At 70.2% G+C, this 25104-nt stretch carries 15 protein-coding genes and 1 pseudogene; 12 read left to right on the top strand and 4 right to left on the bottom strand.

Annotated elements, in window-relative coordinates; all coding sequences use genetic code 11:
* Together FB465_RS03335 and FB465_RS03340 are read right to left on the bottom strand one after the other, a co-directional pair.
* Complete coding sequence (locus FB465_RS03335; protein ID WP_246192475.1) at positions 1 to 912, bottom strand: SDR family oxidoreductase; 912 nt, start codon at positions 910 to 912, stop codon at positions 1 to 3.
* Positions 913 to 914: 2 nt separating this feature from the next.
* On the bottom strand, positions 915 to 2033 hold the full coding sequence (locus FB465_RS03340) for an MFS transporter (protein ID WP_145787452.1): 1119 nt from the start codon (positions 2031 to 2033) through the stop codon (positions 915 to 917).
* 205 nt (positions 2034 to 2238) lie between these two features.
* On the opposite strand from FB465_RS03340, the gene FB465_RS03345 reads away from it, so the two are divergent.
* From FB465_RS03345 to FB465_RS03355, 3 genes are read left to right on the top strand one after another with little or no spacing between them, the layout of a single operon-like run.
* The gene (locus FB465_RS03345; RefSeq protein WP_342791777.1) at positions 2239 to 3252 is read left to right on the top strand and encodes a BadF/BadG/BcrA/BcrD ATPase family protein; all 1014 of its coding nucleotides are present in this window, start codon (positions 2239 to 2241) and stop codon (positions 3250 to 3252) included.
* The gene (locus FB465_RS03350) at positions 3249 to 4211 is read left to right on the top strand and encodes a sugar phosphate isomerase/epimerase family protein (RefSeq protein ID WP_145787455.1); all 963 of its coding nucleotides are present in this window, start codon (positions 3249 to 3251) and stop codon (positions 4209 to 4211) included. Before FB465_RS03345 ends, FB465_RS03350 begins: the two co-directional genes overlap by 4 nt.
* Positions 4208 to 5302, top strand: coding sequence for a sugar phosphate nucleotidyltransferase (locus tag FB465_RS03355; RefSeq protein WP_145787457.1), 1095 nt, complete (start codon positions 4208 to 4210; stop codon positions 5300 to 5302). Before FB465_RS03350 ends, FB465_RS03355 begins: the two co-directional genes overlap by 4 nt.
* A 10-nt stretch (positions 5303 to 5312) precedes the next feature.
* Here the strand turns inward: FB465_RS03355 and FB465_RS03360 are convergent, their stop codons facing one another.
* Both FB465_RS03360 and aroB read right to left on the bottom strand, forming a co-directional pair.
* On the bottom strand, positions 5313 to 6209 hold the full coding sequence (locus FB465_RS03360; RefSeq protein ID WP_145787459.1) for a carbohydrate kinase family protein: 897 nt from the start codon (positions 6207 to 6209) through the stop codon (positions 5313 to 5315).
* Positions 6202 to 7365, bottom strand: a complete 1164-nt coding sequence (aroB, locus tag FB465_RS03365; protein ID WP_145787460.1) for a 3-dehydroquinate synthase — start codon at positions 7363 to 7365, stop codon at positions 6202 to 6204. Before aroB ends, FB465_RS03360 begins: the two co-directional genes overlap by 8 nt.
* A gap of 189 nt (positions 7366 to 7554) precedes the next feature.
* Here aroB and FB465_RS03370 point away from each other — a divergent pair, with 189 nt between their 5' ends.
* From FB465_RS03370 to FB465_RS36595, 9 genes and pseudogenes are all read left to right on the top strand, one after another.
* Complete coding sequence (locus FB465_RS03370; protein ID WP_170290487.1) at positions 7555 to 9099, top strand: GMC family oxidoreductase; 1545 nt, start codon at positions 7555 to 7557, stop codon at positions 9097 to 9099.
* A 23-nt stretch (positions 9100 to 9122) separates the two neighbouring features.
* Positions 9123 to 9956, top strand: coding sequence for an LLM class F420-dependent oxidoreductase (locus FB465_RS03375; protein WP_170290488.1), 834 nt, complete (start codon positions 9123 to 9125; stop codon positions 9954 to 9956).
* 60 nt (positions 9957 to 10016) lie between these two features.
* A pseudogene (locus FB465_RS03380) lies at positions 10017 to 10567 on the top strand (transposase); the annotation flags it as partial.
* A 377-nt stretch (positions 10568 to 10944) separates the two neighbouring features.
* The gene (locus FB465_RS03385; protein ID WP_145787466.1) at positions 10945 to 11679 is read left to right on the top strand and encodes a ComEC/Rec2 family competence protein; all 735 of its coding nucleotides are present in this window, start codon (positions 10945 to 10947) and stop codon (positions 11677 to 11679) included.
* A complete protein-coding gene (locus tag FB465_RS03390; protein WP_145787467.1) occupies positions 11660 to 16000 on the top strand; it encodes a DUF6603 domain-containing protein in 4341 nt (1446 codons plus the stop codon). The genes FB465_RS03385 and FB465_RS03390 overlap by 20 nt, the downstream gene beginning before the upstream one ends.
* Positions 15997 to 17916: a hypothetical protein gene (locus tag FB465_RS03395; RefSeq protein ID WP_145787469.1), complete on the top strand. Its 1920-nt coding sequence runs from the start codon at positions 15997 to 15999 to the stop codon at positions 17914 to 17916. Before FB465_RS03390 ends, FB465_RS03395 begins: the two co-directional genes overlap by 4 nt.
* Positions 17917 to 21207 (top strand): hypothetical protein, encoded by a 3291-nt coding sequence (locus FB465_RS03400; RefSeq protein WP_145787471.1) that lies wholly within the window; start codon positions 17917 to 17919, stop codon positions 21205 to 21207. It begins immediately after the preceding gene.
* Positions 21200 to 23497, top strand: a complete 2298-nt coding sequence (locus FB465_RS03405; RefSeq protein WP_145787473.1) for a hypothetical protein — start codon at positions 21200 to 21202, stop codon at positions 23495 to 23497. The genes FB465_RS03400 and FB465_RS03405 overlap by 8 nt, the downstream gene beginning before the upstream one ends.
* A 10-nt stretch (positions 23498 to 23507) precedes the next feature.
* Positions 23508 to 24806 carry a hypothetical protein gene (locus FB465_RS36595; protein WP_246192476.1) on the top strand — a complete coding sequence of 433 codons (1299 nt, stop codon included), beginning with the start codon at positions 23508 to 23510 and terminating at the stop codon, positions 24804 to 24806.
* Positions 24807 to 25104 lie beyond the last annotated feature (298 nt).

Here is a 25104-nt window from a genome sequence, read left to right on the forward strand (position 1 = left end):
TTATGTGGCGATGAGCTTGGCGGTGGCTTCGAAGACGTCCGTCGGGGCCAGGCCCGCGAGCTCGGGGAGGCTCCCGGCGCGCTCGCTGTGCAGACAGGCGTTTCGGGGGCGGCAGGCGTAGCCGGTGCTCTGCTTGGGTGCGGGGCTCACCAGGGCGGGGTCCACTCCGTAGCTCTGCGCGATGTGCCGCGCCCAGGTGAGCCTGGTCAGCCGTCGTGGGCCGCCGAGGTGTACGACGCCGGTGTGCTCGGATGCCAGCAGCGCGCTGGTCCAGGCGGCGACGTCGTCCACCAGCACGGGGCTGTTCCAGTGGTCGTCGGGTACCGCTACGGGCTCGGCCGCGCTCAGCTTCAGCGCGCAGGTGGTGAAGAAGTTCGGCCGCAAACCTTCGCGGTCCCAACCGTAGACCAGGCTCACCCGCAAGACGAGGACGTTGCCGCTCGCGAGCAGCGTGTCCTCGGCGGCGAGTTTGGCGCGGCCGTACGCGTTGGCAGGCTCGGTGGGCTCCGACTCGCCGCAGCTCGCCGCGCGGCCGGGGAAGACGTTGTCGGTGGAGATCAGCACCGCCCGGCGGCCGCCGAGGAGTTCGGCCAGGTGCCGGGCGCCGCCGTGGTGCACGGCGGCCGCCAGCTCGGGGTTGGCCTCGCACCAGGTGATGTCGGACGGGCCGTGCGCGATGACCAGCGCGTCCGGGCGGGCCGTGTCGAGCAGGGCCTGTACGGAGCTGCGCCGGGCGACGTCGACCGGGAGCCAGTCGAGGCGCCGGGCTTCGGACCCGGCCGGTCGATGCCGCGAGCTCAGGGTGACGGCGGGACCGAGCCCGGCCAGCCGCCGGCCGATGTGGCCGGCGAGGTAGCCCGCCCCGACCACCAGCACGCGCACGCGAGTGCCGCCCATGTGACGCACCGTCACGATCAGCTCTCCTCTCCGGTCGGGGTCAGGGCCGGGAGCAGACGCACTGCCTGAGCGCCCGTCACCACCAGCACCCCGCAGGTTGCCACGATGCCGAGCGCCGTCGGCAGCCCCAGCCGGCCGGCCAGCACACCGACCAGGGGCGGGCTGACCAGGAAGCCGGCGTAGGCCACCGTCGTCACGACCGAGATCACCTTCGATCGCCGGTCCGGGCCGACCGCACGACCGACCGCGCCCAGCAGGGTCGGCACCACCGGCGCGAGCCCGATTCCCGCGAGCGCATAACCGGTCAAGGTCCATGGCACGTTCCAGCCTGCCGCCGCGACCGCGAGGCCGACCCCGCCGAGTGCTCCGCCGAGCCGCACCAGCGTGCCGTCGTCGAACCGCGGGCCCTGCCACTGTGCAAGGATCCGGCCGACCGACAGGCCGGCCATGTACACCGCAGGGCCGCAGGAGGCGAGGAACGGCCCCGCTGCGAGCTGCTGTCCGAGGTGGATCGCGCCCCACTGCTCCACGCTGTTCTCCATCAGCAGGACGAGCGCACCGACCGCGCCGACCAGCAGCAGCGCCCCGGAGAGCCGGCCGGGCGGCGCACCCTCCGGCGCCGTGGCCGCGTCCTGCCACGGGCGCGGGTCGATCGCGAGTACGGCGCTCAGCGCCACCAGTACCGCGATCACCGTGAGCACCGCGCGCGGCGACGCGCCCATGGCACGTGCCAGGCCGGTCGCGGGTGCCGCAGCCACCATCGCCAGCGGAGTCGCCGCGTGGACCTTGTTGAACAGGCGGACGCCGTCCCTGGCCTCCCGCGCGGCGAGGGTGGCGTTCAGCGCCACCTCGATCCCACCGCTGGCCACGCCGACCAGCAGCAGTGCGGCGGTGAACGTCCAGCGGGAGGAGGCGAGCCCGACCAGCAGGCAGCCGACGGCGAATGCCGCGGTCACAGCGGGCAGGGTGTGCTGGGCCAGCCGCTGGGCCAGCCTCCCGGTGAGCAGCATGGCCGGCACCGCGGCGACCGGCACGGCGAACAGTGCCAGCCCGAGCTGCTCGTCGGTCAGGGCGAGGTCCGCCTTGACCGCGGGGATCAGGGCGGACCAGCCGCCCCAGAACAGCCCCCAGCTCACCGCGACGGCCAGCAGGCCGGCGACTCCGCCCCTCAGGTCGTCTTCCCGCCTTCGGTCGTCTCCCCGCCGCGCAGACACTCCGTCAGACACCCCGTCCGTCAGATCTGGCCCAAGCCACCGCGCCGTGATGGGCGGGATCGACCACCCTGCTCCGGTAGCGTAGCGCGCAATGGTCGACGCAGAGTAACCGCGGAGGCATCTCACAGTGAGATACTGGGCTATCGACGCAGGTGGCAGCAGCACGACGGCCCTGCTCGACGACGGGACGCGGTGGCACCGAGGTTCGGTGAACCCTGCGTCGGTCGGCTCACGTGCCGCCGACCGAGGCCTGCTGGATCTGCTGCGCGCCCTTGCGGGCCGGCTGGGCGGGCAACCGGCGTCCGGGTGGCTGGCTACCGCCGCGCTCGACACCGCCGCGCCGCAGCGCGAACGGGACCGGTTCACCCGGCTGGCGGGCGCGGCCGGGCTCACCGGGACGCTGGTGGTCTCCCGGGACATCCTGCCGCTGCTGCTCGCTCCCCCGCTGCGCGGCCGAGGCGTGGCCGTGGTGTGCGGAACCGGCTCGGGGTTCCTGGCGGGCGACGGGGTCCGCGCACCCCACTCGATCGGCGGCTGCGAGTACCTCGGCAGCGACGAGGGCAGCGCGTTCGCCCTCGGGCTGGGCGGCCTGCGGGCCGCCGTACGGGGTACCGACGGGCGGGGCGCGCCGACGGCGCTCGGCGTGGCCATCGCCGAGTACGCGGACGCACCGGCGGAGGAGCTCGCCCGCCGGCTCGCCGCGCAGCCATACCCCAAGGCCTCGGTGGCCGCGTTGTCCGCCGTCGTCTGCCGTTGCTGGCTGGACGGCGACACGGTGGCGGGCCAGGTCGTGGGCGCCGCTCTGGACGAGCTCCTGCACGGCGTGCGCACAGCGCGGGACTCGGTACGGCTGACCGAGGACTGGTCGGCGACGCTCACCGGCGGCGTGTTCCGGGGCTGCCCGGAGTTCGCCGAGACGCTGCGAACGAGGATCGCCGGGGAACTGGGAGCCGACACCCCGCCGACGGTCGTCGACGATCCGCCAGGGGCGGTCCTGGCCGCCCTGCGTGAGCATGCGAGCGGCCTGCCTGCGGCCATGGCGGGGCGGTGGGCATGGACGCACTCATTGGACGACGCCGACCTGAACCACGTCGACCGTAACCACGCCGACCTGGCCGACGCCGAGGGAGGAGCCGGATGACGCACGGACCGATCCGGCTGGGCCTGTGCCTGGCGGCCTTCGCACCCGTCGGGCTCGACGGTGCGCTGCGGGCCGCCGCGCGGGCCGGGGTCGACGTGATCGATCTGCCGACCGACAGCAGCTTCGGGCTGGTCGCTGCCGACCGGTCGGAGCACCCGGGCCACGACCGCGAGCTGCGTGAACTGTTCGACGCGGCGCAGCTGGAGGTGGGCTGCGTCAGCAACAGCCGTGACACCCAGCTGCTGCTCGGGCCGCACGGGCCGCATACCGATCCGGTGCTGGCGGGCCCGGCCGAGGCGAAGCAGGCACACGGACTGCGTGCCGCACTCCGGACGGTCAGGCTGGCCGCCGCCCTCGGCGCCCCGCAGGCGCGGCTGATGCTCGGCGTGCCCGACCTCGGGCGCTGGCTCTCCTGGTGGGGCAGCGAGGTGAACTGGCAGGACAACATCGACGCCTGGGCGCAGGCCGCCCGGCCGGTGCTGGACCTGGCCGACGGGCTGGGCGTACAGGTCGTGGTGGAACCGCACCCCAAGCAGGTGGTCTACGACCCGGCCAGTGCGAGGTCGTTGCTGGCGGCCGCCGACGGGGTGCGGCTCTGCGTGGACCCCGGAAATCTCGCCGCCGTGGGCCACGATCCGGTCGACGCGGTCCGGGGCTGGGGCGCGAAGCTCGTCGCCGTGCACGCCAAGGACCTCCAGCGCTGGCGCGAGCCGCAGGACCCACGCGGGGCCGGCTGGTCGCGCTACGGCCCAGGCCCCGCGATCCGGTTCCGCGCGCTGGGCTCCGGCGAGCTCCCGTGGCCGGACATCGTGGCTGCGCTGCTGGACGAGGACTACCGGGGAGTGATCTACGTGGAACACGAGGACGCCCTGCTGCCGACCGAGCAGGGGGTGGCGAACTCGCTGGCGGTGCTGCGCCGGCTGCTCCCCTCGGCCACCGCCCAGGGCAGGACCTGGTGAGCCTGGACGGCGTGCGCGCCGGGCTGCTGGCGGGCGGCCTCGGCGAACGCATGGGGCCGCTGACCTCGCGGGTCTGCAAGCCGCTCGTCCCCTACGCGGCCTCCTGTCGGCTGGTCGACTTCAGTGTGGCGAACGCGGTCCGTTCAGGAGTCCCCGAGCTGGTGCTGCTCTCCCTGCACCGTGAGTCGGATCTGGTGCACCACCTGCTGACGCACTGGGACGACCGGCCGGGCACCAGGCTGCACTTCGGACCGCACGAGGAGCTGCTGCGCGCCGACGGTGGCCGCCGCCCGGGTACCGTACTGCCGCCACGCCCGGCCGAGCGCGGTACCGCCGACGCACTGCTGGCCAACGCCGAGTACCTCTTCGCGCCCGGCGCGAACGACCTGCTGGTGCAGCACGCCGACCACGTCTACCTCTTCGACTACGGGCCGATGGTGGCCGCGCACCGCGCTTCGGGCGCCGACTGCACGATCGGCGTCCAGCACATCGAGCCGGAGTACGTGCGGCTGTTCGGCATGGTCGAGGTGGATGCCGACCTCCGCGTACGCGCCCTGGTCGAGAAGCCTCAGCACCCGACCTCGGACCTGGTGTTCACGGCCTTCTGCCTGTTCCGCATCGACGCCCTGCGGGCCGTGCTCACCGAGCTGGCGGCGCGCGGCGCGGACGGCTGGCAGCACGACATCAGCCGTGACGTGCTACCGGAGATGATCGCGCAAGGGCGCCCGGTGACGGCCTTTCCGGTCGAGGGGTACTGGGCCGACATCGGGACCGTGGACCGCTACCACCGCGAGCAGCTCGGGCTGTTGACGCGGCCGCACCCGATCCCGCCGGAGTCCTTGCCGCACACGCTGTCCGGCTCCGCGCCGCGGTTCGCTCCGGACACGGGCAGCCTGCTGGGCGTGGACGTGCCGGCCGGCGCGGTGGTCGAGGAGAGCGTGCTGCATCCGGGCTGCCGCATCGCGCCCGGCGCGAAGGTGCTGCGTTCGGTCGTTCTGCCCGGTGCGACGGTGCCTGCAGGCGTGAGCGTACGGGACGGCATCGTGCTGGCCGGCGAGGAGCTGACGACCGACCGCTTCGGGCTCCCGTAGCCCCGGCCGTTCACGACAGCGCAGCGTCCAGCTCCTCGGCGGTGATGAAGGAGGTGTGGGTACCCGCCGCGCGCACGGCGTGGGCTCCGGCCATCGAGCCCGCCCTGGCACACTCCTCCCAGGCTCTGCCTGACAGCCACGCGTAGAGGAAGGCCGCCACGTAGCTGTCGCCCGCTCCGTTGGTGTCCACCACCTGCTCGGGGGGCACCTCGACCGAGGGTACGTGCCGTAGCGGCCGGCCGGGGAGCTTCAGGTAGCTTCCGTGGCCTCCGGCCATCGCGACCACCGCCTTGGCGCGGCCACGCGCCAGGATCTCCTCGGCCGTCTCCTCGATCCGGGCCCCCAGCGCGTTGGTGGAGAGGAAGACCAACTCGGCGCCGTACGCGAAGTCCTGGCGGTACTCCTCCTTGCCGTCCCAGTTGTGCAGATCGGTCGAGGTGGACAGCCCTGCGTCGATCGCGTCCGCCAGCGCGCGGCGCGCCCAGTCGATGAGTGAGATGTGCGCGTGCCGGGTGAGGGCCAGCGGCTCGCGGTACAGTTCCGGGTCCACTCGCATGCCCGCCGGATGGCGGCCGTCGTAGAGCGACTGCCGCCTTCCCTGCGGGTCCACCAGGTTGACGCTCCGTCGGGTGCCGCTGGGGTGGATCAGGCAACCGAAGGAGAGCCCGGCCTCCGCGTAGCGGGCGCGCACCAGGTCGCCTTCCGGGTCCGCCCCGATCACGTCCGCGAGGTGGGTCCGCAGGCCGAGGTGGTGGCAGCCCAGTGCCACGCCGTTGCCGGTGTGGCCGACGTACTGGTGGATGTGCGGGACTCTGATGGTCTCTCGCAGCGGTAGCGGCAGTTCGGGCACCCGCACGATGGTGTCCACGCCCACGCCGCCCACGACCAGCACGTCCAACTCAGTCATCGCTTCCCCCAGGGGGCCCTGCCGTCAGCGCGGCGCGGATCTCGTCGTCTGTCACGTCATCGGCGATGACCGTCTCACCCATCTCCACGGGCAGGACGAAGCGGAGCCGGCCGCCCCTGATCTTGCGGATCTGGCCCAGCGCGGCCAGTGTCCCGTCCGGATCCAGCCAGGCCGGGAGGTCGTCGTGGGTGATGGGCAGTCCGATCTCGCCGAGCAGGCCAGTGACCCGCCGAAGCAGCGCAGGTTCGAGCAGGCCGCGGCGCTCGGCGATCCGTGCGGCGCAGGCCATGCCGAAGGCAACCGCCTCGCCGTGCAGCACATGTCCGTATCCGGCCATCGTCTCCACCGCGTGACCGATGGTGTGACCGAAGTTCAGCGGCCGCCGCAGATCGTCCTCGTAGGGGTCCTTGGCGATCAGCCGACACTTGATCAGGCTCGCCCCGTGCACCAGCTGGGCGGTGACTTCCGGTTCGGCGGCCAGGATGTCGGAGTGCCTCGACTCGATCAGCTCAAAGAGCTGCGGCGAGGCGATGACACCCTTCTTGATCGCCTCGGCGAGCCCTGCGCGCAGGTCCCGGTCGGCAAGCGTGCTCAGATAACCCACATTCGAGACCACGGCCGCGGGTTGGTAGAACGCGCCGATCAGGTTCTTGGCGCTGGGGTGGTCGACCGCGACCTTGCCGCCCAGCGCGGCATCGACATGGGCCAGCAGTGTCGTCGGCACATTGATGTACGGCACCCCGCGCATATAGGCGCTCGCCACCCAGCCGACAGTGTCGATCACCACGCCGCCGCCGACCGCCAGGATGACATCACGACGGGCCAACTCGGTGCTTGCGAGCCAGTCCAGCAGATCGCCCGCGGTGCGGAGGTTCTTGCTGGCCTCCCCGGCGGGAAAGGAGGTCATCGACATGTCGAGCCCCGCGTCGGCCAGCCGCGCGGCGAGCCGCCTCGCGTGCAGGACTGCCACGGAGTCATCCGTGATCAGCGCGACGCGTCTGCCGCCGATCTCCGACGTGAGGCGTTCCAAGGCCTTCGCCTCGTCCTGGCACACATGGACCGCGTACTCATCCTGCCGCTGGGCGGAACCCGTGATCGGAACATCCAGATCGCACGACAGCGCGAGCCGTTCGGACACTCTCACGTACTCTGCCATTCATTCACGTCCCTGGAGCGTCCACGCAGAACTGTCGACCGGTTGAGAATAACTTCAGCCGGGCCACTTAGTTCGTAGGCGGCTTCCGTGTTTTGACAGGCCACGCGCGGTCTCCATCGATTCACGCAGCGATTCCACTACAGTGTCGATGAGTCAAGATGCGACCACGAACGGTAAATGGGTTCTGAGGTGGAGGAGCCGGTGGTGCCACCTACACACTTCGATGTGCTGATCGTCGGTGCCGGAGCGGCCGGCTGTGTGCTGGCCGCCCGGCTCAGCGAGGACGAACGGGTCGCCGTCGGACTCATGGAGGCGGGACCGGACTACGGGCCGTTCGACCCGCGGCGCTGGCCGGCCGAACTGCTCAACGCGAAGTCGGCGGCACGCGGCCACGACTGGGATCTGACCGCGCCGTCATGCTGCGCTCGCGCCCGCGTGGTCGGCGGCTCGTCGGCACACAACGGATGTTGGGCCACTATTGGCGCCGCCGCCGACTACGACCGGTGGGCGGCGTTCTCCGACGGCGCCTGGGACTACCGGACTCTGCGGCCCTACCTGCGGGAGGCGATGGCCAGACTGCGGGTCCGTTCGGTACCGCAGACCGACCGCACGGCGTGGCACCAGGCGGTGATCGAGGCGGCCGGCACGGTCGGCCTGCCCTATCTGGAGGACATCAACGGCGAAACCGAGCGGGAGGGCGTTGGCTGGGTGCCGCTGAATGCGGTGGGTTCCACGCGCTGGCACGCCGCGTTCGCCTACCTCGATCCGATCCGCAGTCGACCGAACCTCCGAATCATCGCGGATTCCGTGGCGGCGCAGGTGGAATTCGACGGCACCAGGGCGACCGGAGTGCTGACCGCCTCTGCCGCCGAGGGCACCGGCCGATACCGGCGGTTGACCGCCGATGTGGTGGTGCTGTGCTGCGGCACCTACGGCAATCCGCCGTTGCTGATGCGAAGCGGTGTCGGTCCGGAGCCGGTACTGCGGGCCTTGGGTGTCCCGGCATCGCATCCGCTGGCCGGCGTGGGTGAGAACCTGGTCGACCACAGCTCGCTCCGCGTGTCGCTGAACCCGCTGCCGACCTTGACCGCGGCCATGCCGGACGCGGCCGAGTCCTACGTCGCGCAGACCGTGATCAAGGCTCGGTCCGGCCAGGCAGCCGACGAGTTCTGGGACCTGCACATCGTGCCCGCCGCAGGGCCGGCCAAGGACGCACAGGGCTTCTCCACCGGGCCGCTGTCGGCGAGTCTCTACGTGTTCGTGATGACCCCGCGCTCGCGCGGCAGGGTACGGGCGAAGTCGCTGGACCCATCGGCCCAGCCGGTGATCGAGCACGGGTTCTTCACCGACCGGGAGGGCCATGACGCGCAAGTGGTCCTGGACGGTGTCGAGTTGGCCCATCAGCTGGCCAAGACCGATCGCCTGACCGAGCTGGCCGGCCTGACACCGTGGTCGGACGAGCAGCGGGAGGACGCCGCGATCCAGCAGGCCGCCGGTGGCTACTGGCATCCGGTCGGCACCTGCGCGATGGGCCCTGCCCGCGATCCGATGGCGGTGGTCGACGCACGCGGCCTCGTACACGGGCTGGACAACCTCTATGTGGCTGACGCCTCGGTAATGCCGGTCATTCCCAGAGCGAACACGCATCTGACCACGGTGGCGGTCGCCGATCGGCTGGGTGAGCTGCTGGCGACCTCGCTGGGCGGCACACAAGGAAACGGTCACCGGGCATGAGAGTGGGCCTACTGTCACCGAGCATGCCGCCGTTCGACTCACCGGAGGCGGTCCGCCTGCTCGTCACGCTGGCCGAGCGGCACGGTGCGGACTCGCTGTGGGTGCCCGAGCACGTGGTACTGCCCGCAGAGTCGTGCACTCGTTATCCGTACTCCGCGGACGGCGTAATGCCGGTACCGGCGGAGTGGCCTTACCCGGATCCGTTGGCGTGGCTCAGTTACGTGGCCGGCATGACCTCCAGGATTCGGTTGGTCACCGGGATGTTGATCCTGCCCCAACGCAACCCGGTGGTGCTGGCCAAGGAGACCGCGACCATCGACTTCCTGTCCGGCGGCAGGTTGTCGCTCGGCGTCGGTCTCGGCTGGTACCGGGAGGAGTTCGACGCGGTCGGGGTCGACTTCGACAATCGGGTCGACCGGTTCGAGGAGTACGTGCATGTGTTGCGCGCGCTCTGGAGCGACGAGGAGTCCTTTGCCGGCGGCCACCACCGGTTCCACCGTGCCCGCTGTTACCCCAAACCCGCTCAGCCCCGAGGGATCCCCCTGATCATGGGAGGACACAGCGTCGCGGCCGCGCGTCGAGCCGGCCGGTTGGCCGACGGATTCTTCCCAGTCGGCAGTGATCCGGCTCCGCTGTTTGCGCACTGCCGGCAGGCCGCCGCGGAAGCTGGTCGCGATCCCGATGACATCACGCTGGCGGCGGGTGCCAGGCCGGCCACGGTCGAGCGGGCCAGGGAGCTGCGCGCCATGGGAGCGTCCGTGGTACTGGTGTATCCACCAAAGGTTCCGATGGCCGATCTTCCCGACGCCTTCGCCGAGTTCACCGCCCAAGTCCTGGCCCCGATCACGGCCCTGTAGTCACGACCGCCCATCTCGGGCAGCCCGAGTCCACGCGCCGGCCTCCCGGATACGGCCACCGCCCTGGAGGCCGCTGCCGCCCAGCACACTGTGCTGCCCGGCGAGAGCGTCGCCGCGTCGACCGTCGCCGACCTCGCGGCCCAGTTGCTCGCGCTGGACGAGCGGATCGGCGGCCTGGACAAGCAGATCAAGGAGGCCTTCCACGCCCACCCGCAGGCGAACGTCATCGAGTCCATGCCGGGCATCGGCCCGATCCTGGGCGCCGAGTTCATCGTTGCCGCAGGCGACCTGGCCTCCTACGCCGACGCCGGCCGCCTCGCCTCCGCGGCCGGCCTGGTCCCGGTACCGCGCGACTCCGGCCGCCGCACCGGCAACCTGCACCGCCCCAAGCGGTACAGCCGCCGCCTGCGCAGGGTGTTCTACCTGTCCGCCCAGACCAGCATCATCAAGGACGGACCCAACCGGGACTTCTACCTCAAGAAGCGCGCGGAAGGCTGCAAGCACGTCCAGGCCCTGATCGCCCTGGCTCGCCGAAGGGTCAACGTGCTCTGGGCTCTTCTGCGCGACGGACGGGAGTTCACCCCGCCCAGCCGGTCGCGCAGGCGGCTTGACTCGGTCGCTGAAACTCCCGGGCGGTCAACCCACCCTCTGCGCGTACCGCGCAAGGACGGCATACCGCAGGGATCAATGACCGTCAGCACCTACCACACGGCCAGTTCAACCCGAGTAATTTGCATATGATTTCGCAAATAGGACCCATTCTCTTAATGACTGACTTTCCTTCACTTGCATGGGATCGCGCCGCGAGACCACATGGAACGCATGCGGACTATACTGTCGCCAATCGGTTTTTGCACGAAACTCCTTGTGGCGGAGGTACGGCATGGCTGCGGATCCGACGGTGGTCAGCATGACCCGGTCCAGTCGGCAGACGTGCACCGTCATTCGGTTCCCCCGGGACAATCCTGCGGCAACCAAGGAGAGGCCGTTGATCGTCATGGTGGATTGCGGGACCACATCCGCAGATCCGCCGCCGGTGGCGGACCTGGTTCCGGAAGCATCCAAAGGCGTACGCCGCGTGGACTACCTGTTCCTCACCGGGCCAACCAGGAGCCACTACAACGCACTGCCCGGGATTCCAACGGGATTCGAGTTCGGCACTGTCTGCGTGGCCGGGAGCGTGGAACAGTACGGCGCCGCGCAAGCATGGCTCAACGCGCGCGGCGCGATCGAGCTGCCCGCCCCGTACGGCAACGCGTTCGGCCCGTACCTGTCCAGGGGCAGTGCCCAGTTGTACATTCTCGCCGTCAACGCCTCCGGTGACCGCAACGCCGCCGACCCTGCAGTCAACGCCATGGTGCTGCTGCTGACCTACGGGACCAACGGGGTGCTGCTGCTCGGCGACGCCACCTCCGAGACCTGGCTGCTGGCCAAGGCGCGGCTTGAGACCGGCGGCACGGGCAACGCGCTGAAGGGCCTCACGAGCATCGCGCTCGTCGGACATCCCGACGCGGCATCAGCCGTCGGCGCACCGTGGATCGACGCCCCGGGCTGGGAAGTGACCGACATTGCCGTCGGGCCCGACCCAGTCGGCGCCACCCATCAGCCGGTCCGCGTTGCCCAGGTCGCCATCCCTGGCGAGGGCCGACCATCAGCATCGCCTCTCGTACTCGACTTCCCGACCAGTGCCCCGGAGGTACCGCGTGCCGTTGTCGCTGGCTGAACTGGACAAGAGGCTGGATCGCCCTGGCGAGTCGTTCGCCCTCGCGCCGGGCGAACTCGGGATGAGGGAACTGGCCCCGCTGTTCGCCGCTCATCTGAGTACCTCCACGCTGTCGGTGGTCAAGCCGCGCCGGGTCCGCACCGGGAAATACCGGCTGACCGGGCTGACCACGGTCACGGGCCACCCGGGAAAGCCCACGGTGACCGTGGACCTCTTCCCCGATCACGCCGAGAAGAACGTCGGCGCGATCCGGGTTACGATCACGCTCACCGGGTGGTCCGTGTACGGCGGCCTCAACTTCGAACTGGACTTCCTACGCGCGCTCGGGTTCCGCGACCTGACCCTGACGCTGTCCGCCGAACTCGCCAAGGACGGCACCACGGCGGTCAAGACCGAAGTGTCCGCCGGATTCGACACTCCCACCGACGGCTACGCCGCGAACGGCGCTCGCGCGCGCCTGCTGGTCGCGCGGGAGGGCCGCACCGGCACGTACACACTCAGCTCCGACCTTGCTCTCCCCCTGCCCGACATCTCACGGCTCACCGAGTTGCCCTTTCTGCTCAAGGCGGATGTGACACCTCCCGCTGCGGTCAAGGAGCTCCTCGCGGGGCTGTCCGTGACGCGCATCGCCGTCACCGCCGATGCCGACACCAGGAGACTCATCACCGCGTCGCTGCGCGTCCAGACGACCAAGGAATGGCCGTTCGTGCCCGGCGCGGTCTCGCTGAAGAACCTCGGCCTTGAGATCGGCGTCACCTTCGACACGGACAAACCCCGGGTCTCGTGGGTGGTTTCTGGAGCCTGCGACATCCTCGGCTTCACCCTGGACGCGGTTGTCACCGGGCCTGGACTGACACAGCTGTCCGCCGAACTGACCGGCCCCGGAGCGAAGTTGCCCAAGCAGGTAGCCGATCACCTGGCTGGCACGCCCTTGCACGGACATGCCTTCACGCACGCGACGGCGGTCGCCGACCTGGCTGCGACCACGTTCACGATCTCCTGCGTACTGGATGGCGAGTGGGCTCTCGCCAGGGAGTTCGGCCTCACTCTGAGCGGGCTGTCGTTCAGCGCCACGAGCACCGGGATCGGCGCACTCAATGTCTCGATCGCCGGGACGCTCCAGGCCGGCGAGGTCCGCATGTCGGCCGGTGCCTCCCGGCTGGGCAGGACGTGGGCAGTGGCGGCCGACGCGTACGACGTCGACCTCGCCGGATTCACCCGCTGGCTCGACCGGCACACTTCGCTCTCCGTGCCCAAGCCGCTGAGCGGGCTCACCCTGACTCGGCTCGGCTTCACCTGGGCATCGGGCGCGGGCTCCGCGTTCACCGGCTCCGCGGCGATCCCGCTCGAGGACACGCTCCTCACGCTCGGGGTCAGCGCGGCCCTCGGCGCCAGGAAGAAGGCCGACCTCACGGTGACGCTGCCGGTATGCACGAACGGCACCCGGCAGGCGATCACGTTCACCGTCGACGTGGGCCAGGACCAGCAGACGGTGCTCATGCGTGGTAAGGCCGCCACCGGCGTGCCGTTCACGGCTGTCACCGACGCGCTCGGGATGCGAACGCCTGACGTACCGGCCGCGCTCGTGCCGACGGTGACCGAACTGGACCTGGCGTACGACGCCACGAGGCGTACGCTGATCGCCGGGGCCAGGACCACGAACGCGAGCGTGGTCTTCGCTGGCCTGCGCGAGCAGGCGAAGGAGCCTGCCCAGTACGCGTTTTCCGCGAGCGTGACGCCACCGCCCGGCGCACCGGCAAGGCTGTCGCAGGTACCGCTGCTGCGCGGCAGGCTGCCGGAGGACGAGGACATCGCGGTCACCAAGCTGACACTGGTGTCCCTACCTTCGAAGATCACCCCGGCACTGATCAACAAGCTCAACGCGGCGATCACCACGTTGAACCGCCACCTGCCAACGTTCGCCGCCGACGGTGGAACCCGGCTCAACGTCGAGCTGAAGGTCGCCGGGGAGGCCAAGACACTCAGCCTCGACTGGGGCAAGGCGTCGGAGACCATCGCCGTGGGCACTCGGCCGGCGCTCGAGCGCCCCGTGGTCGAGCGCCCCGTGGTCGAACGCGCCGTGGTCGAAGGCTCAGTGGTTGAAGGCGCCGTGATCGAGAGCACCACCGGGGAGACCTGGTACGACGCCGTCGCCAACGCACCGAGCGCCACTGCCTGGCTGCCGGTGCGGCGCGGGTTCGGCCCGCTCCAGGTGGCGCGCGTCGGCATCGGCTACGCCGATCAGCGCGTGTGGGTCCTCTTCGACGCCTCGCTCGGCGCGGCCGGCCTGACGATCTCCGCACTGGGACTCGGGCTCGGCCTTGCACTGGACGGCACGTCCGTCGCGGCGCGGCTGGACGGCCTCGGCCTGGCGTACGACAAGCCGCCCATCGGGATGTCCGGAGCGCTGATGATGCGACCGCCGGACGACAGGTACGACCTCAACATGGCGGGACTCGCCACGATCACCACGCCTCGGGTGGGGCTCGCCGCGGTCGGCAGTTACCTGCATGAGCGCGACGGTCAGACGTCGATGTTCCTGTTCGCGCAGGCGACCGGCACGATCGGCGGGCCGCCGCCGTTCGTGGTGACCGGGCTGGCCGCCGGATTCGGCTACAACAGCACCGTCCGCGCCCCCACCCTCGACGAGGTCGCCACGTTTCCGCTGCTGACCGGCGTCGAGGTGAAGGGCCGGTCTCCGTTGGAGGTCCTGGACTCGTTGGCCGGGCCGGGCGGGTGGATCACCCCGCTGGCGGGCCACGTCTGGCTGGCCGCCGGCATCCATGTCACCTCGTTCGAGTTGATCAAGGCGAAAGCCGTCGTACTCCTCGAGTTCGGCAGTGAGTTCACGGTTCGGCTGCTCGGCGAGGCGACAGCGGATTTCACCGAGGCGGGCCGGACCTACGCGCGGGTCGGCGTCGAGATGATCGCGCTCTTCCGGTCCTCGACCCGGACGCTCATGATGGACGGGCGGATGGCGGCAGGGTCGTACGTCATCGACCCCGCCGCCGTGCTGTCCGGCGGATTCGCCTTCTACCTGTGGTTCCCCGGCAGTACGCACGAAGGCGACTTCGTGTACACGCTCGGCGGGTACCACAAGGCGTTCCCGGTGCCGGCCTGGTATCCGAGGCCACGTCGGCTCTCCCTCTCCTGGGAGGCCTCGGGGTTGTCGATCGAGGGCGACGCGTACATGGCGCTGACCCCGTCGGCCGCGATGGCCGGCGGGAGGCTGGAAGCCGGCTACTCCCACCGCGGCTCGGCCGGGCATCTGTCCGCCTCGCTCACCGTGCAGACCGATGTGCTGGTCGAGTGGAAGCCCTTCCACTTCGAGGCCACGTTCAGCGCCGACGTACGCTGGTCCGTCTCGTCCTGGATGCTCTGCGGCGGCTCCATCGACGGCGAGGTCGGCGTCGACCTGGCCCTCTGGGGGCCCGCGACGGGCGGTCATCTCCGCATCAGCGTCTGGAAGTTCTCCGTCGGCGTCACCTTCGGCGCGGACTGGACGGCGGGGCCGGAGGCGATCGCCTGGGACGCGTTCGCCAAGCTCCTTCCGCCGGGCGACCGGCTGTGCCTGACTGCGTTGTCGGGCCTGCTGCCCGGGGCCGCGGACGCGAAGAGACCCGCGCCGGACCAGAAGACGCCATGGGCCGTCGGCGCACACGGATTCCGGTTCCGGCTCGGCGCGACCGTACCCGTCACCTCGCTCACGGTCGGCGGTCTGGGCAGTACACCGCTGCCGCTCGCCGTGGAAGGGCGCCTCGACATCCGCCCGATGGCGCGCGAGGCGGTCCGCTCCGAGGTGACCCTCACCGTGACGGGTCCGGCCGGGGTCGCCACACCGGTCTGGAAGGAGGAGAAGGACGCCAGGGACTCGGACTGGGCCGTCACCCGCGAGGAACACAAGGTACCCAAGGCGCTCTGGTCGGGGTCGATCAAACGGGCTCAGAGCATCGGGGACACCACCGACCCGCTCGTGACGGGACTGCTGACCGGCGTAGTGGTACGTATCCCGGACGCCGCCCTCACCGCCGGCCCCGGCGCCATCGACGAATCGGCCCTGCAGCGGACGGAACTGACGCCGCTGGGCGTCCTCTCGCTACCCGGCAAGGTCACCGGATACCCCGCCACCGTCTGCGAGGACTCGCTGAAACGGATCGCGCAGGCGGACAGTAAGGCCGCCGCACGGAAGGAAATGTACGACGAGCTGGTGCGCCTCGGCGTCGGCCCCGGCGCCAACGAATCGGTTTCCCGGCTCGCCGCCGGCGCCGACCACGCCTTCGCCGACCGCCCGCTCGTCGTCACCGCCGGAGCCGCCTCGTGATCACGGACCCCACTGCCGCGCCGGCTCCCCCACTGCGCTACCACGACAGCCTGATCCCGCGTCTGCCCGTCGGCGACTATACGCTCAAGGCAGGGCAGCGGATCGTCTACTCCGACGGTGGCACGCAGCAGGTGAGCGAGGCCGACCACGGCTTCGAGGTACGCGCCCCCCGCTTCGTGCTCGACCCGGCCTTCGTTCACGGCGCATACCCGGCCCCGAACAGCACGGGTCGCTACGCCAACCTGCTCCCCCACGTGACGCTCACGCGGGAGACCCTGCCGTGGGAGGTACCGGTCACGCCGAAGGGTTCGTGGCTCGCGGTTCTGCTGTTCGCGCGCGGCGAGCTGACCGGCGACCCGGGCGCCGAGGGCCGTACCGAGGCGATCCGCCTGGCGGACCTGCTGACGCCTGTGCCGGGCGAGGTCCGCCCGCTGCCCGCTGTCGCACCGTCGGCCGACGAGAAGTCCTCGACCTGCCATACCGTTCTGGTCCCGGCGGCCCTCTTCGCAAAAGTGGCCCCGCGAACCGCCGACCTGCCCTACATCGCGCACCTCCGGCAGGGCGGATCGACCGACGACACAGCGAGAGGTGCGGCCTCTGACGGGCGGCGGTACGCGGTCGTCGCCGGAACCCGATTCCCCGACCGGCCGAGCAGATACGTCGCGCACCTGGTGTCGCTCGAAGGTCTCGGCAGTGTCCTGGACACCGCGCCGACGAAGCCCGTACGCCTGCTGTCACTCTGGTCGTGGTCGTTCGACACCCATCTGACCACCAGCCGCCAGGGGTTCGGGACACTCGCCGCGGCGCTGGCGGCGGCGTCGGTCAAAGACAACGCGCTGCGCGTCCCGGTTGCCGCACCGCCGTCGGCCGGCGCGAGCGCGAAGCACACGGCCCAACGGCTCCGGCAGGGATTCGTGCCGCTGCCCTTCCGCGCGCACAGCGGCGAACACACATTCGCCTGGTACCGGGGCCCGCTGTCGCCGGTGCGCCCGCGCCCGCTGCCCACACCTCCCGAGTTGCTCGGCCGACCCCGTTCGGCGTCGCAGTTGCTGATCTATCTGGAGGAGTTCGGGATCTTCGACGTCAGCTACGCGGCCGCGTTCAGTCTCGGCCGGGCCCTCGCGGTGGCCGACACGGACTTCGGCAGCGGCTACACGCGTGGGGTCCGGTCCCAGCGGCGCCTGAAGGCGAGCGGAAAACGTTTCGCACCCACGGTCACCCCGCCGAAGGCCCCCGAGCACGAACCGGACGCGCGCAGCGCACATGCACGCTGGCTGAGCCGGTTGCGCCTGCTGGACCATGTCCCCTTCGCGTATCTGGTCCCGGACGCGCGAATGCTGCCGTCGGAGCGCCTGCGGCTCTGTCACGTGGACCCGGACTGGATCAATGCCCTTGAGGCCGGCGCGGCGAGCGTCGCCACCGGCGACCCCGAGGACGAGTGGGCTGCCGACCAGCTGTGGGCCCTGCGCGCTCACCCCACTCCGGCGGCAGCACTGCTGTTGCGTTCCGCGCTGGTGACCGCATGGCCGGGGATGGCGATCCGTTGCGTGGACGAAGCGGGCCCGGTCGCGGTCGCGCGCCGAGCCACCCTCGCCTCCGGCGTGGAGCTGATGCTCCTCGGCCGCCCGCCGACGAACGTCACGCTGGAAGAGCCGCACCGCAGCGCCCATCTCGGGATCACCCCCGAGAAGAAGATCACGCTACGGGAGATCACCGGACGAATCGGTGCCTCACGCAAGTCTGTCCCGGTCTCCGGTGCGCTCCGCTCGGCCGAGCCGATGGTGCTCGATCTCGGCGCCAGGCTGCACGAGCTGCTGAAGACCGAGTTCGGAACCGGCATCGGCCCGAGCGCGATGGCGCTTCAACTTGTGGCCTCCACCGAGTACCAGGTGCTGACCGTGGCGGGAGACGCGTAAATGGCCGTACGCAAGCAGTGGATCGTCCCGATGGAGATCGAGGCGCTGGTCGTCAACGACACGGTGCGAAAGGAGGTGACCTTCCAGCGCTGGTCGCAGGATTTCACCGACGCCCGCAGCAACCCGGTCGACGAGGGCGCCATCGACAACGGCTTCGGCACCGATCCGGAGAACAACGGCGTCCACCTGCGCTGGGTACTCCCCGAGGCCCTCACTCACGCCCGCCAGCACCCGACGTCAGGGGCGCTCGAGCTCCCGTTCGTACCGAACCGCTGGCTCGTCGCCCGATATCTCACCGGCAAGCCGGACAGCAAGCCTGCGGCCTGGCTGATCGAGAGCGACTACGTCGGCGAGTGGGGCTCCGTCATGTTCGTACGGCACGACACCCCGATCGGCGACGAGACCATGCTGGGCCGCGCGCACGATCTCACCGCCGGTGCGTGGCAGGAGCCCGCGCCACGGGCGCCGCACCTGACCGCGTTCGGTCCCGGCATCGTGGACTTCGCCGCCTACCAGCCGTACCAGAAGAACGTGTTCTCCTTCCACGACGACCTGACCGGGGTGGGGGAATCGGCCACGCTGAGCTATCTGGTGGCCGGATGGTACGCCAACGGGGCGGGTGATCCACTGACCACACCGAACGTCAAGGACGTCCTGCGCGACTTCGGCTGGTTCCGTCGGCGACGAGGCAGGCTCGGTGCTCTGAACACGTTCTGCGCCGGCACGGCACGCTCGGTGCGCTGGCGGAAGGACGACCGGTCGCTGGTCGTGGTGCCCCCGTCGAACGGGATGAGGGTCGCGGCCGGGACAACCGGTGTGGAGGCGCTGACGGCACTGGTCCGCCACCAGCACTCCCAGCTGCCCTATTCGGCCGAGGTGCTGACCACGCTTCAACACGGCCTGTCCGACCGGCTGGACGGCACACCGGACGGACTGTTCGAGTACGAGCAGTATGTCCACCAGGCCGGATTCACCCGGACCCCGGGCGGCCACCAGTACGCGGTGGTCACCGTGGACGCGCCCTCGGGCACCCGCCCCGTTCCGCCGCCGGCCTGGCTGGACACCCTGCGCGCCGCGCAGGACAGCTATCTGACGGCGGACCGCGCGCTGGAGGCATTGCGCTGGCGGCTCTTCTGTCTGTGGTGGCTGCGGGATCTGGACGTGCTGCCGAAGGCGTACAAGAAGGCCGATTTCACCGATCAACTCGACGAGACCCGCGCGGGCAGCCTGGCGAGTGAGGTGGCCCGAGCACGGCGCACGCGCGACAAGGCCCTGGAGAACGTGCCATGGTCCCCCGAGCCCCGCGGCTGGGAGACGGCGATCGCCAAATTCCTCGACGCCAAGGGGTACTCGCTCGGGCGCTATCAGAAGCTGATCCGGGTACCGCTGGCCGCGTACCGGCGGGCCGGAGACCCCGTGCTGCTGCTGGCCGGCGCGCGAGCCGGTCGTCCGCTCACCCGCGGGCCGCTGCACTGCCGATTCATCGAGGATCTGCCGTCCGGAGGGGTCGCCTACGCGCCGCCGCCCAATGTGGAGAGCCTGCCCGCAGAGACGATCAAGGCCCTGGTGGGCGAACTCGGCGCCCTCGACGCCGGGAAGCCCAGTCCCGGACTACCCGATTTCGCCGCAGCGACGTGGAGACAACCCTGGTCGCCGCTGTACCTGATCTGGGAGATCGACTACATCCCGCTGCCGTTCGGAAAGCACTGGACCTTCGACGGAATTGAATACCGGTGGGACGGCAAGGGTCCGCACGGCCCGGTGACCGCACTGCGCGGACGGAATCTGCTCACCCCGCATCTGCTGGCCAACCTGGGCAACCAGGTGCGCCAGTACCGTGAGGATCATCCCCAACTGCCCGCTGCCGACATCGCCGCGCTGACGAAACTCCTCGAAACGGTCGCCGGAATCGACCCGCTGTCGCAGGCGCTGGGCGGTCTCACCGACCAGGTCGCGCTGCGCGAGCGGTTCTTCGGCCGGAGGCCGACCGGGGCCCTGGCGGACCTGATCGGCCCGGCTCCGCACCACATCCCCAACCCGGGCAACCTGCCCGGCGACGACGGCTCCTGGCCCGCGTCACCCTTCGAGGCGATCAGGGCCGGCCAGTTCCGGTTCACCCGACTCCTGGTGGTGGACGCGTTCGGCCAGGCGCAGACCATCGTGATCGGCTCCGACGAACGGACCACCTGGCCGATCCTGCCCTCGTCCCTCAAGCCGGGCCATGCCGTCGACGAGAAGGAACGGCAGCACTACGTAGAACTGCGGCCCCGGCTCGTCCAGCCGGCACGACTGCGGTTCGAGCCCGTCGCCGCTCCGATCGTCGGCTGGCTGCTGCCGAACTTCGCGGACCGGGCACTGCTCTGCTTCGCCCCCGACGGCGGCGGACTCGCGGAACTGCGCGTGGCTCGCGGCGAATCCGGCTCACAGCGGGTCGTCGCCGAACCGCTGCCGGGTGTGCTGTCCCGCGACACCGGGGCGCTGCCGCCGGAGTTCGCCCGCAGAGCCCCCGCGCTCGCGGCGACGCTGGGCGGACTGATCGCCTCAGGACCGGACGGGTTCGCCCACTGGTGGGAGACTCTGCGCCTGTCGCTGGCGCGGATCGAACACGGCGAGGAGGAACACGCCGCCGCCCACGCCTGCCTGCTTGGCCGGCCACTGGCTGTGGTCAGGGCCAGGATCGCGCTCGACCTGGACGGCCCGCCGATCACCGACCCGAGTTGGCAGTACGCCTTCGCGCCCGGTAAGCCCGAGTTCACCAAGGTCCGGTGGCCGGTCCGGCTCGGCGAGGCCGAGCGGCTGGGGGACGGCCTGGTCGGCTACTACACGGGCACGGCGTACGGCACTTTTCACGCGGTGTCCCCGGCGAAGGGCGCGAGCCGCTACGTCGTCCCGGTCGGAAAGGGCGAGTCGGTGAGCCTGGCCGCCGATTCGGCCGTCACCGAGCTGACCATGATCATGGATCCGCACGCGTCCGTCCATGCCACGACCGGAATCCTCCCGGTAACGACGCTCCGGCTTCCGGACGAGCTGGTGCGCGATCCCCTCGCCGCGCTGCGTCCCTCGTTCCGTACCGGGCCGCTGCTGACGACGACGCGCGGCGGGGCGGTCGCCGTGCCCGCCCCCTCCTCGCATCACGCCGGCACCTGGGAGTGGGCCGAGACCCGGTGGGAGAAATCCGAGACCACCTGGGCGTTCTCTCCGATCGCGGCGGTGGACGTGAACGCCAGGTTGCCCGAGGAATCCGTCGAGATCCGAACCGGATACACACATCTGAGGGAGCGCCGTGGATGACCTCTCGTTCGACCGGCTCCGCAAGGTGCGGCTCAGGGCGCCGCGGTTCTTCCTGTCCCAGGATCACAATCCGGTGTGGTTCAACGGCTATGAGGTGCGGCCCGGCATCGTCGCGCTGCCGGTGATGAAGCTGACCGAGCGGCTGTACGAACAACAGGGAGACTCGACCGTGACCCTGGCCAGCATCGCGCAGGTGAAGCCGGAGGTGTTCGTCACCGAGGTGATGGATCTGTTGAGGCTGCTGGAGAAGGTCCCGTCGGGCCGCACCCTGGTCGAGTTCTTCGCGAACGCGTCGGTGCCACCGCCGAAGGTCCCCAAGAGGCCCGCTGACCGGACCTACTGGGAGCAGGAGGCGGTCTACGCCGACAACGGCTGCCCCGCCGAGATCAGGCTGACGATCAACCAGCTCGACCCCAGGCTGCCCCAGCTCACGGCAGTCACGCTCGGCACCTACAAGACGGGCAGGTACTACGGGGCGGGCTCCGTGTCGTACGTGCAGATCCATCCGCGCATGGTGCTCACGATGGACGGCTTGGCGATCTCGCCAGAGCTGATCATCGCTCACGAGATGATCCACGCGGCCCACGCGGTCAGCGGCGCGATCGATGAGGGAGAGCTCAACGTCCCGGCGCTGGAGAGCCCCGGGAAATTCGCGACGACCAAGAGTCCCTTCGAGGAGATCGTCACGCACGGCGGATATCTCCAGCTCACCGCGTCCCTCGGGGTCCACCATCCGGGCGGAGTGCTCGCCATCAAGGCGACCCAGCCCCAGATCACCGGGCTCCGCTCGGCGGCAGAACTCGCCCGCACGGCCAAGAACGACGACGAGCGGAGGCGCTGGACGCGCACCCAGTGCGCCCGGTTCGACGTGGTGGGCGTCAGCGAGGTACGGCTCGCCGCGGAGCTCAAGCAGACGACACGGCGGGCGTACCACAACTTCATCTCCGAGACCCCCCGTGCAGGCATTCTGAAGAAGGCACGCGGCGAGGTGGCTGACGAGCTCTTCACGATCCCGCCGGGCAGCACTCCCGATCACCCCCTGCGCGCCAAACTGGCCGCGCTCACGACCTGGGCGTCCACGGTCGGGGTCGTGGATTGCGTGCACCCAGCCGCGCCGGACGACGTGGTCGGATACGCGGCGCCCAGAAAACTGGCGATGAAGGGTCCAGAGGCATGGAATCTCATCAACGGCCTCTCGGTGCGGCAGACACCCGCCGAGATCTGGCGCCCGAGCGACACCGCGCCGCCTCAGCCCGCAGGTGAGTTGAGAGTCGAGGTACGCGGCGGGCGGGACCGACCCGCACCCGTGCCGGCCTCGGGGCCGTCCCGCCCGCCGGTCTCCTCGAATCAGGTCACGGTCTTCCCGTATCTGCGGAGCCAGGCCAAGGACGCGCCCGAGATCACCAAGCGGCTCTATCGGTTCGATCTGCGCGGCCCCGAGGAGAGGACCGAGAACCCCCATGGCATCACCGTCGAGCCCCGGGATCTGGCGCCCGTCTTCAGCGCCGGTTTCCGCGCCTGGGGCACCTGGTACGACCTGGAGCACCACGTTCACCCGCGACCCGGATCCTGGTACACCCAGGACGGTTTCGTGAGCCTCGGTGCGGACAAGAAGGCGGCCATCGACCTGTACGCCCCCGACCTGGTGGGCCGGGTCGGCGCGAGCTGGATCGAGCTGGCGACAGCAGCGATCAGGAGACGGCTGACGACACGGAACCTGACCCCGGCCCAGCAGGTACGCCTCTCGGACGACCTGGCCAGGCTGACGAAGCAGGCCGTCGGCGACGGCGGGGTGACCGGCTGGATCTACTCGGTCCTGCCGAGCCGCTACATGTTCCACGTCGCCACGAACGCGGGGTCCACCCGCCAGGCGCTCCTGGGCGACCAGGCCAGGCGGGCGGCGGAACAGAACGGCGAGTGGCTCGCCCCGCACCTGGTGCCGGCCTCCGCGATCACCAAGGCCACCCAAGTGACCTTCACCGTCGAGTACACGGTACCGAAGCGGGGCGGCCCGGCCGAACCGCGTTACCGCACACGCGAGACGGGCGAACTGATCAGGAAGAAGGCCGAGGGCGATCCGTACAACCCCTTCCGCCACCGCGCACAGAGCCGCTGGGACGGCCTGGTCAGCTACGGAGCTCCGCCGGACAATCCGTGCCTGCCGGGACACCGCGACTTCGCGGTCCCGCGCGGGTGGTCAGGCATGGACGAGTACTGGAGGAACGGTAAGAAACACACGTCCTCATGGGCCACCACCGGCATCACACTGACGCCGCCGCCACGACCGTAGGGAGCAGAAGATGGTGCGGTTCGAGTACGAGCTCGCCAAGGACTCACGCAAACTGCAGATCTCGCCCGAAAGCGGCCCGCCGACGATCGCCACCGTGAAGATCCAGGTCTCCAACCCTGGCATCACCGGCGTCACCCGCGCGAAGATCATCATCAAGATCTCGGCCGAACTGACGGCCAACCCCGGAGCCATTCGCCCGGTCTGCGATCCATCACGCGAGTGGTCGTTCAAGCGCGAGACGAACGACATCTACGTCGCGACGTTCCACAGGCAGCCCGGCAAACCGCCCCACCACCCGGCGCACAAGGGCGAATTGGCGAAGAACGCCCGGTTCACTCTGCTCCTGCACCACGTCGAGGTCTCCTCGAGCACCGGGGAGGCCGTGATCAGCATCATCGAGGACCTGACGATCGACGCCAGAGCGGAGACGACGGACAAGACCCTGACCATCCAGAAACACGCGACCGTACCGCCGGGCGCGGACGTGCCACGGCACTTCCGGCCGGAGCCGATCCAGCCGTCCTACGGCAATCCGGCCCGGCTGGTGTGGGAGGGGCCGCACATCGGGTACCGGATCCTGTCCGCCGCGCACCCGGCCGGCATCGACGTGACCGGAACGCGTGTCTGGCAGTCGGAGGATCTGTACGGGCCGACGACATTCGTCCTTCAGGGCATCGACACCACCGACGAGTCGGATCCGGTCCGGCACACCCTCACCACCACGGTGGTACCGGAGCGCGGACTGGAGTGGTTCGTCCCGATCGAGGGCCTTGAGGGCCAGGGCCCGACCGCGCTCGGAGGCTGGGAACGTGACCACACGGTCATCGGCACTTGGCGGATCACTGACGGTCCCCCCGGAGACAGAGCCGATCTCACCTCCGACGTCCGATTCCGGGTGTGGACCGGCACCGAGCGCCACAACCGGCACGTCATCAGCCGCGACTACCCGATCTCCGCGCTGAAGAACCAAGGGCTTCAGATCCACATCCCGCTCGGTGGGGGCTCCCGAGCGTTCTTCGAATTCACCAACAACACGTTCCTCGAGCGGGGCTGGGGAGATCCCTGGGGAGGGCTCAAGGACCCGAACAAAAAGGAGTACTCGGACTTCAACACCCGGATGCGCGGGCGATCCGTGGTCGATCTGGCGTTTCTCTTCCACGTCGCCGCGGACGAGAGTCCCCGGAACACTCAGGACAACATTCCCGCACCACAGCGCAGGCCACGACCGGATCCGGCCGCGGCCTCCTCCGGCCGGTCCGGCACAGCGCTCGACACCGATGCGCCGTCACGGCATCCCGGGTCACCCTGATGCCGAACGACATACCGGCAGCGCAGGCACACGAGGTGACTCTGACGTCAGACTGCCCGGGTGAGCGAGTGCGGGCCGGGAGGTGCGGAGCGTAGGTGGTCTGCTCGCAGAGGGCCGTGCCGTCCCGGGTGAAGTCGGTCCATTCCAGGACGGTGGTCCCGTCCTCCGCTATGCGCAACCTGGCGGTGCGGCGACCAGCGGGTCGTACGTGTAGCGCCAGAGCTGTCCGTCGGGCGTGGTCACGGCGACCAGCTGGTCCTCGACATCCCGGGTGTAATGCCAGTTCTCGAGCCGCCCG

Source organism: Kitasatospora atroaurantiaca (genome assembly GCF_007828955.1).
Classification (GTDB): domain Bacteria; phylum Actinomycetota; class Actinomycetes; order Streptomycetales; family Streptomycetaceae; genus Kitasatospora; species Kitasatospora atroaurantiaca.

Excerpts from the sequence above, each read along its gene's own strand:
- FB465_RS03400 (WP_145787471.1), top strand. The coding sequence starts at position 17,917 with ATGGCCGTACGCAAGCAGTGGATCGTCCCGATGGAGATCGAGGCGCTG.
- FB465_RS36595 (WP_246192476.1), top strand. The coding sequence starts at position 23,508 with ATGGTGCGGTTCGAGTACGAGCTCGCCAAGGACTCACGCAAACTGCAG.
- FB465_RS03360 (WP_145787459.1), bottom strand. The coding sequence starts at position 6,209 with ATGACTGAGTTGGACGTGCTGGTCGTGGGCGGCGTGGGCGTGGACACC.
- aroB (WP_145787460.1), bottom strand. The coding sequence starts at position 7,365 with ATGGCAGAGTACGTGAGAGTGTCCGAACGGCTCGCGCTGTCGTGCGAT.
- FB465_RS03350 (WP_145787455.1), top strand. The coding sequence starts at position 3,249 with ATGACGCACGGACCGATCCGGCTGGGCCTGTGCCTGGCGGCCTTCGCA.
- FB465_RS03375 (WP_170290488.1), top strand. The coding sequence starts at position 9,123 with ATGCCGCCGTTCGACTCACCGGAGGCGGTCCGCCTGCTCGTCACGCTG.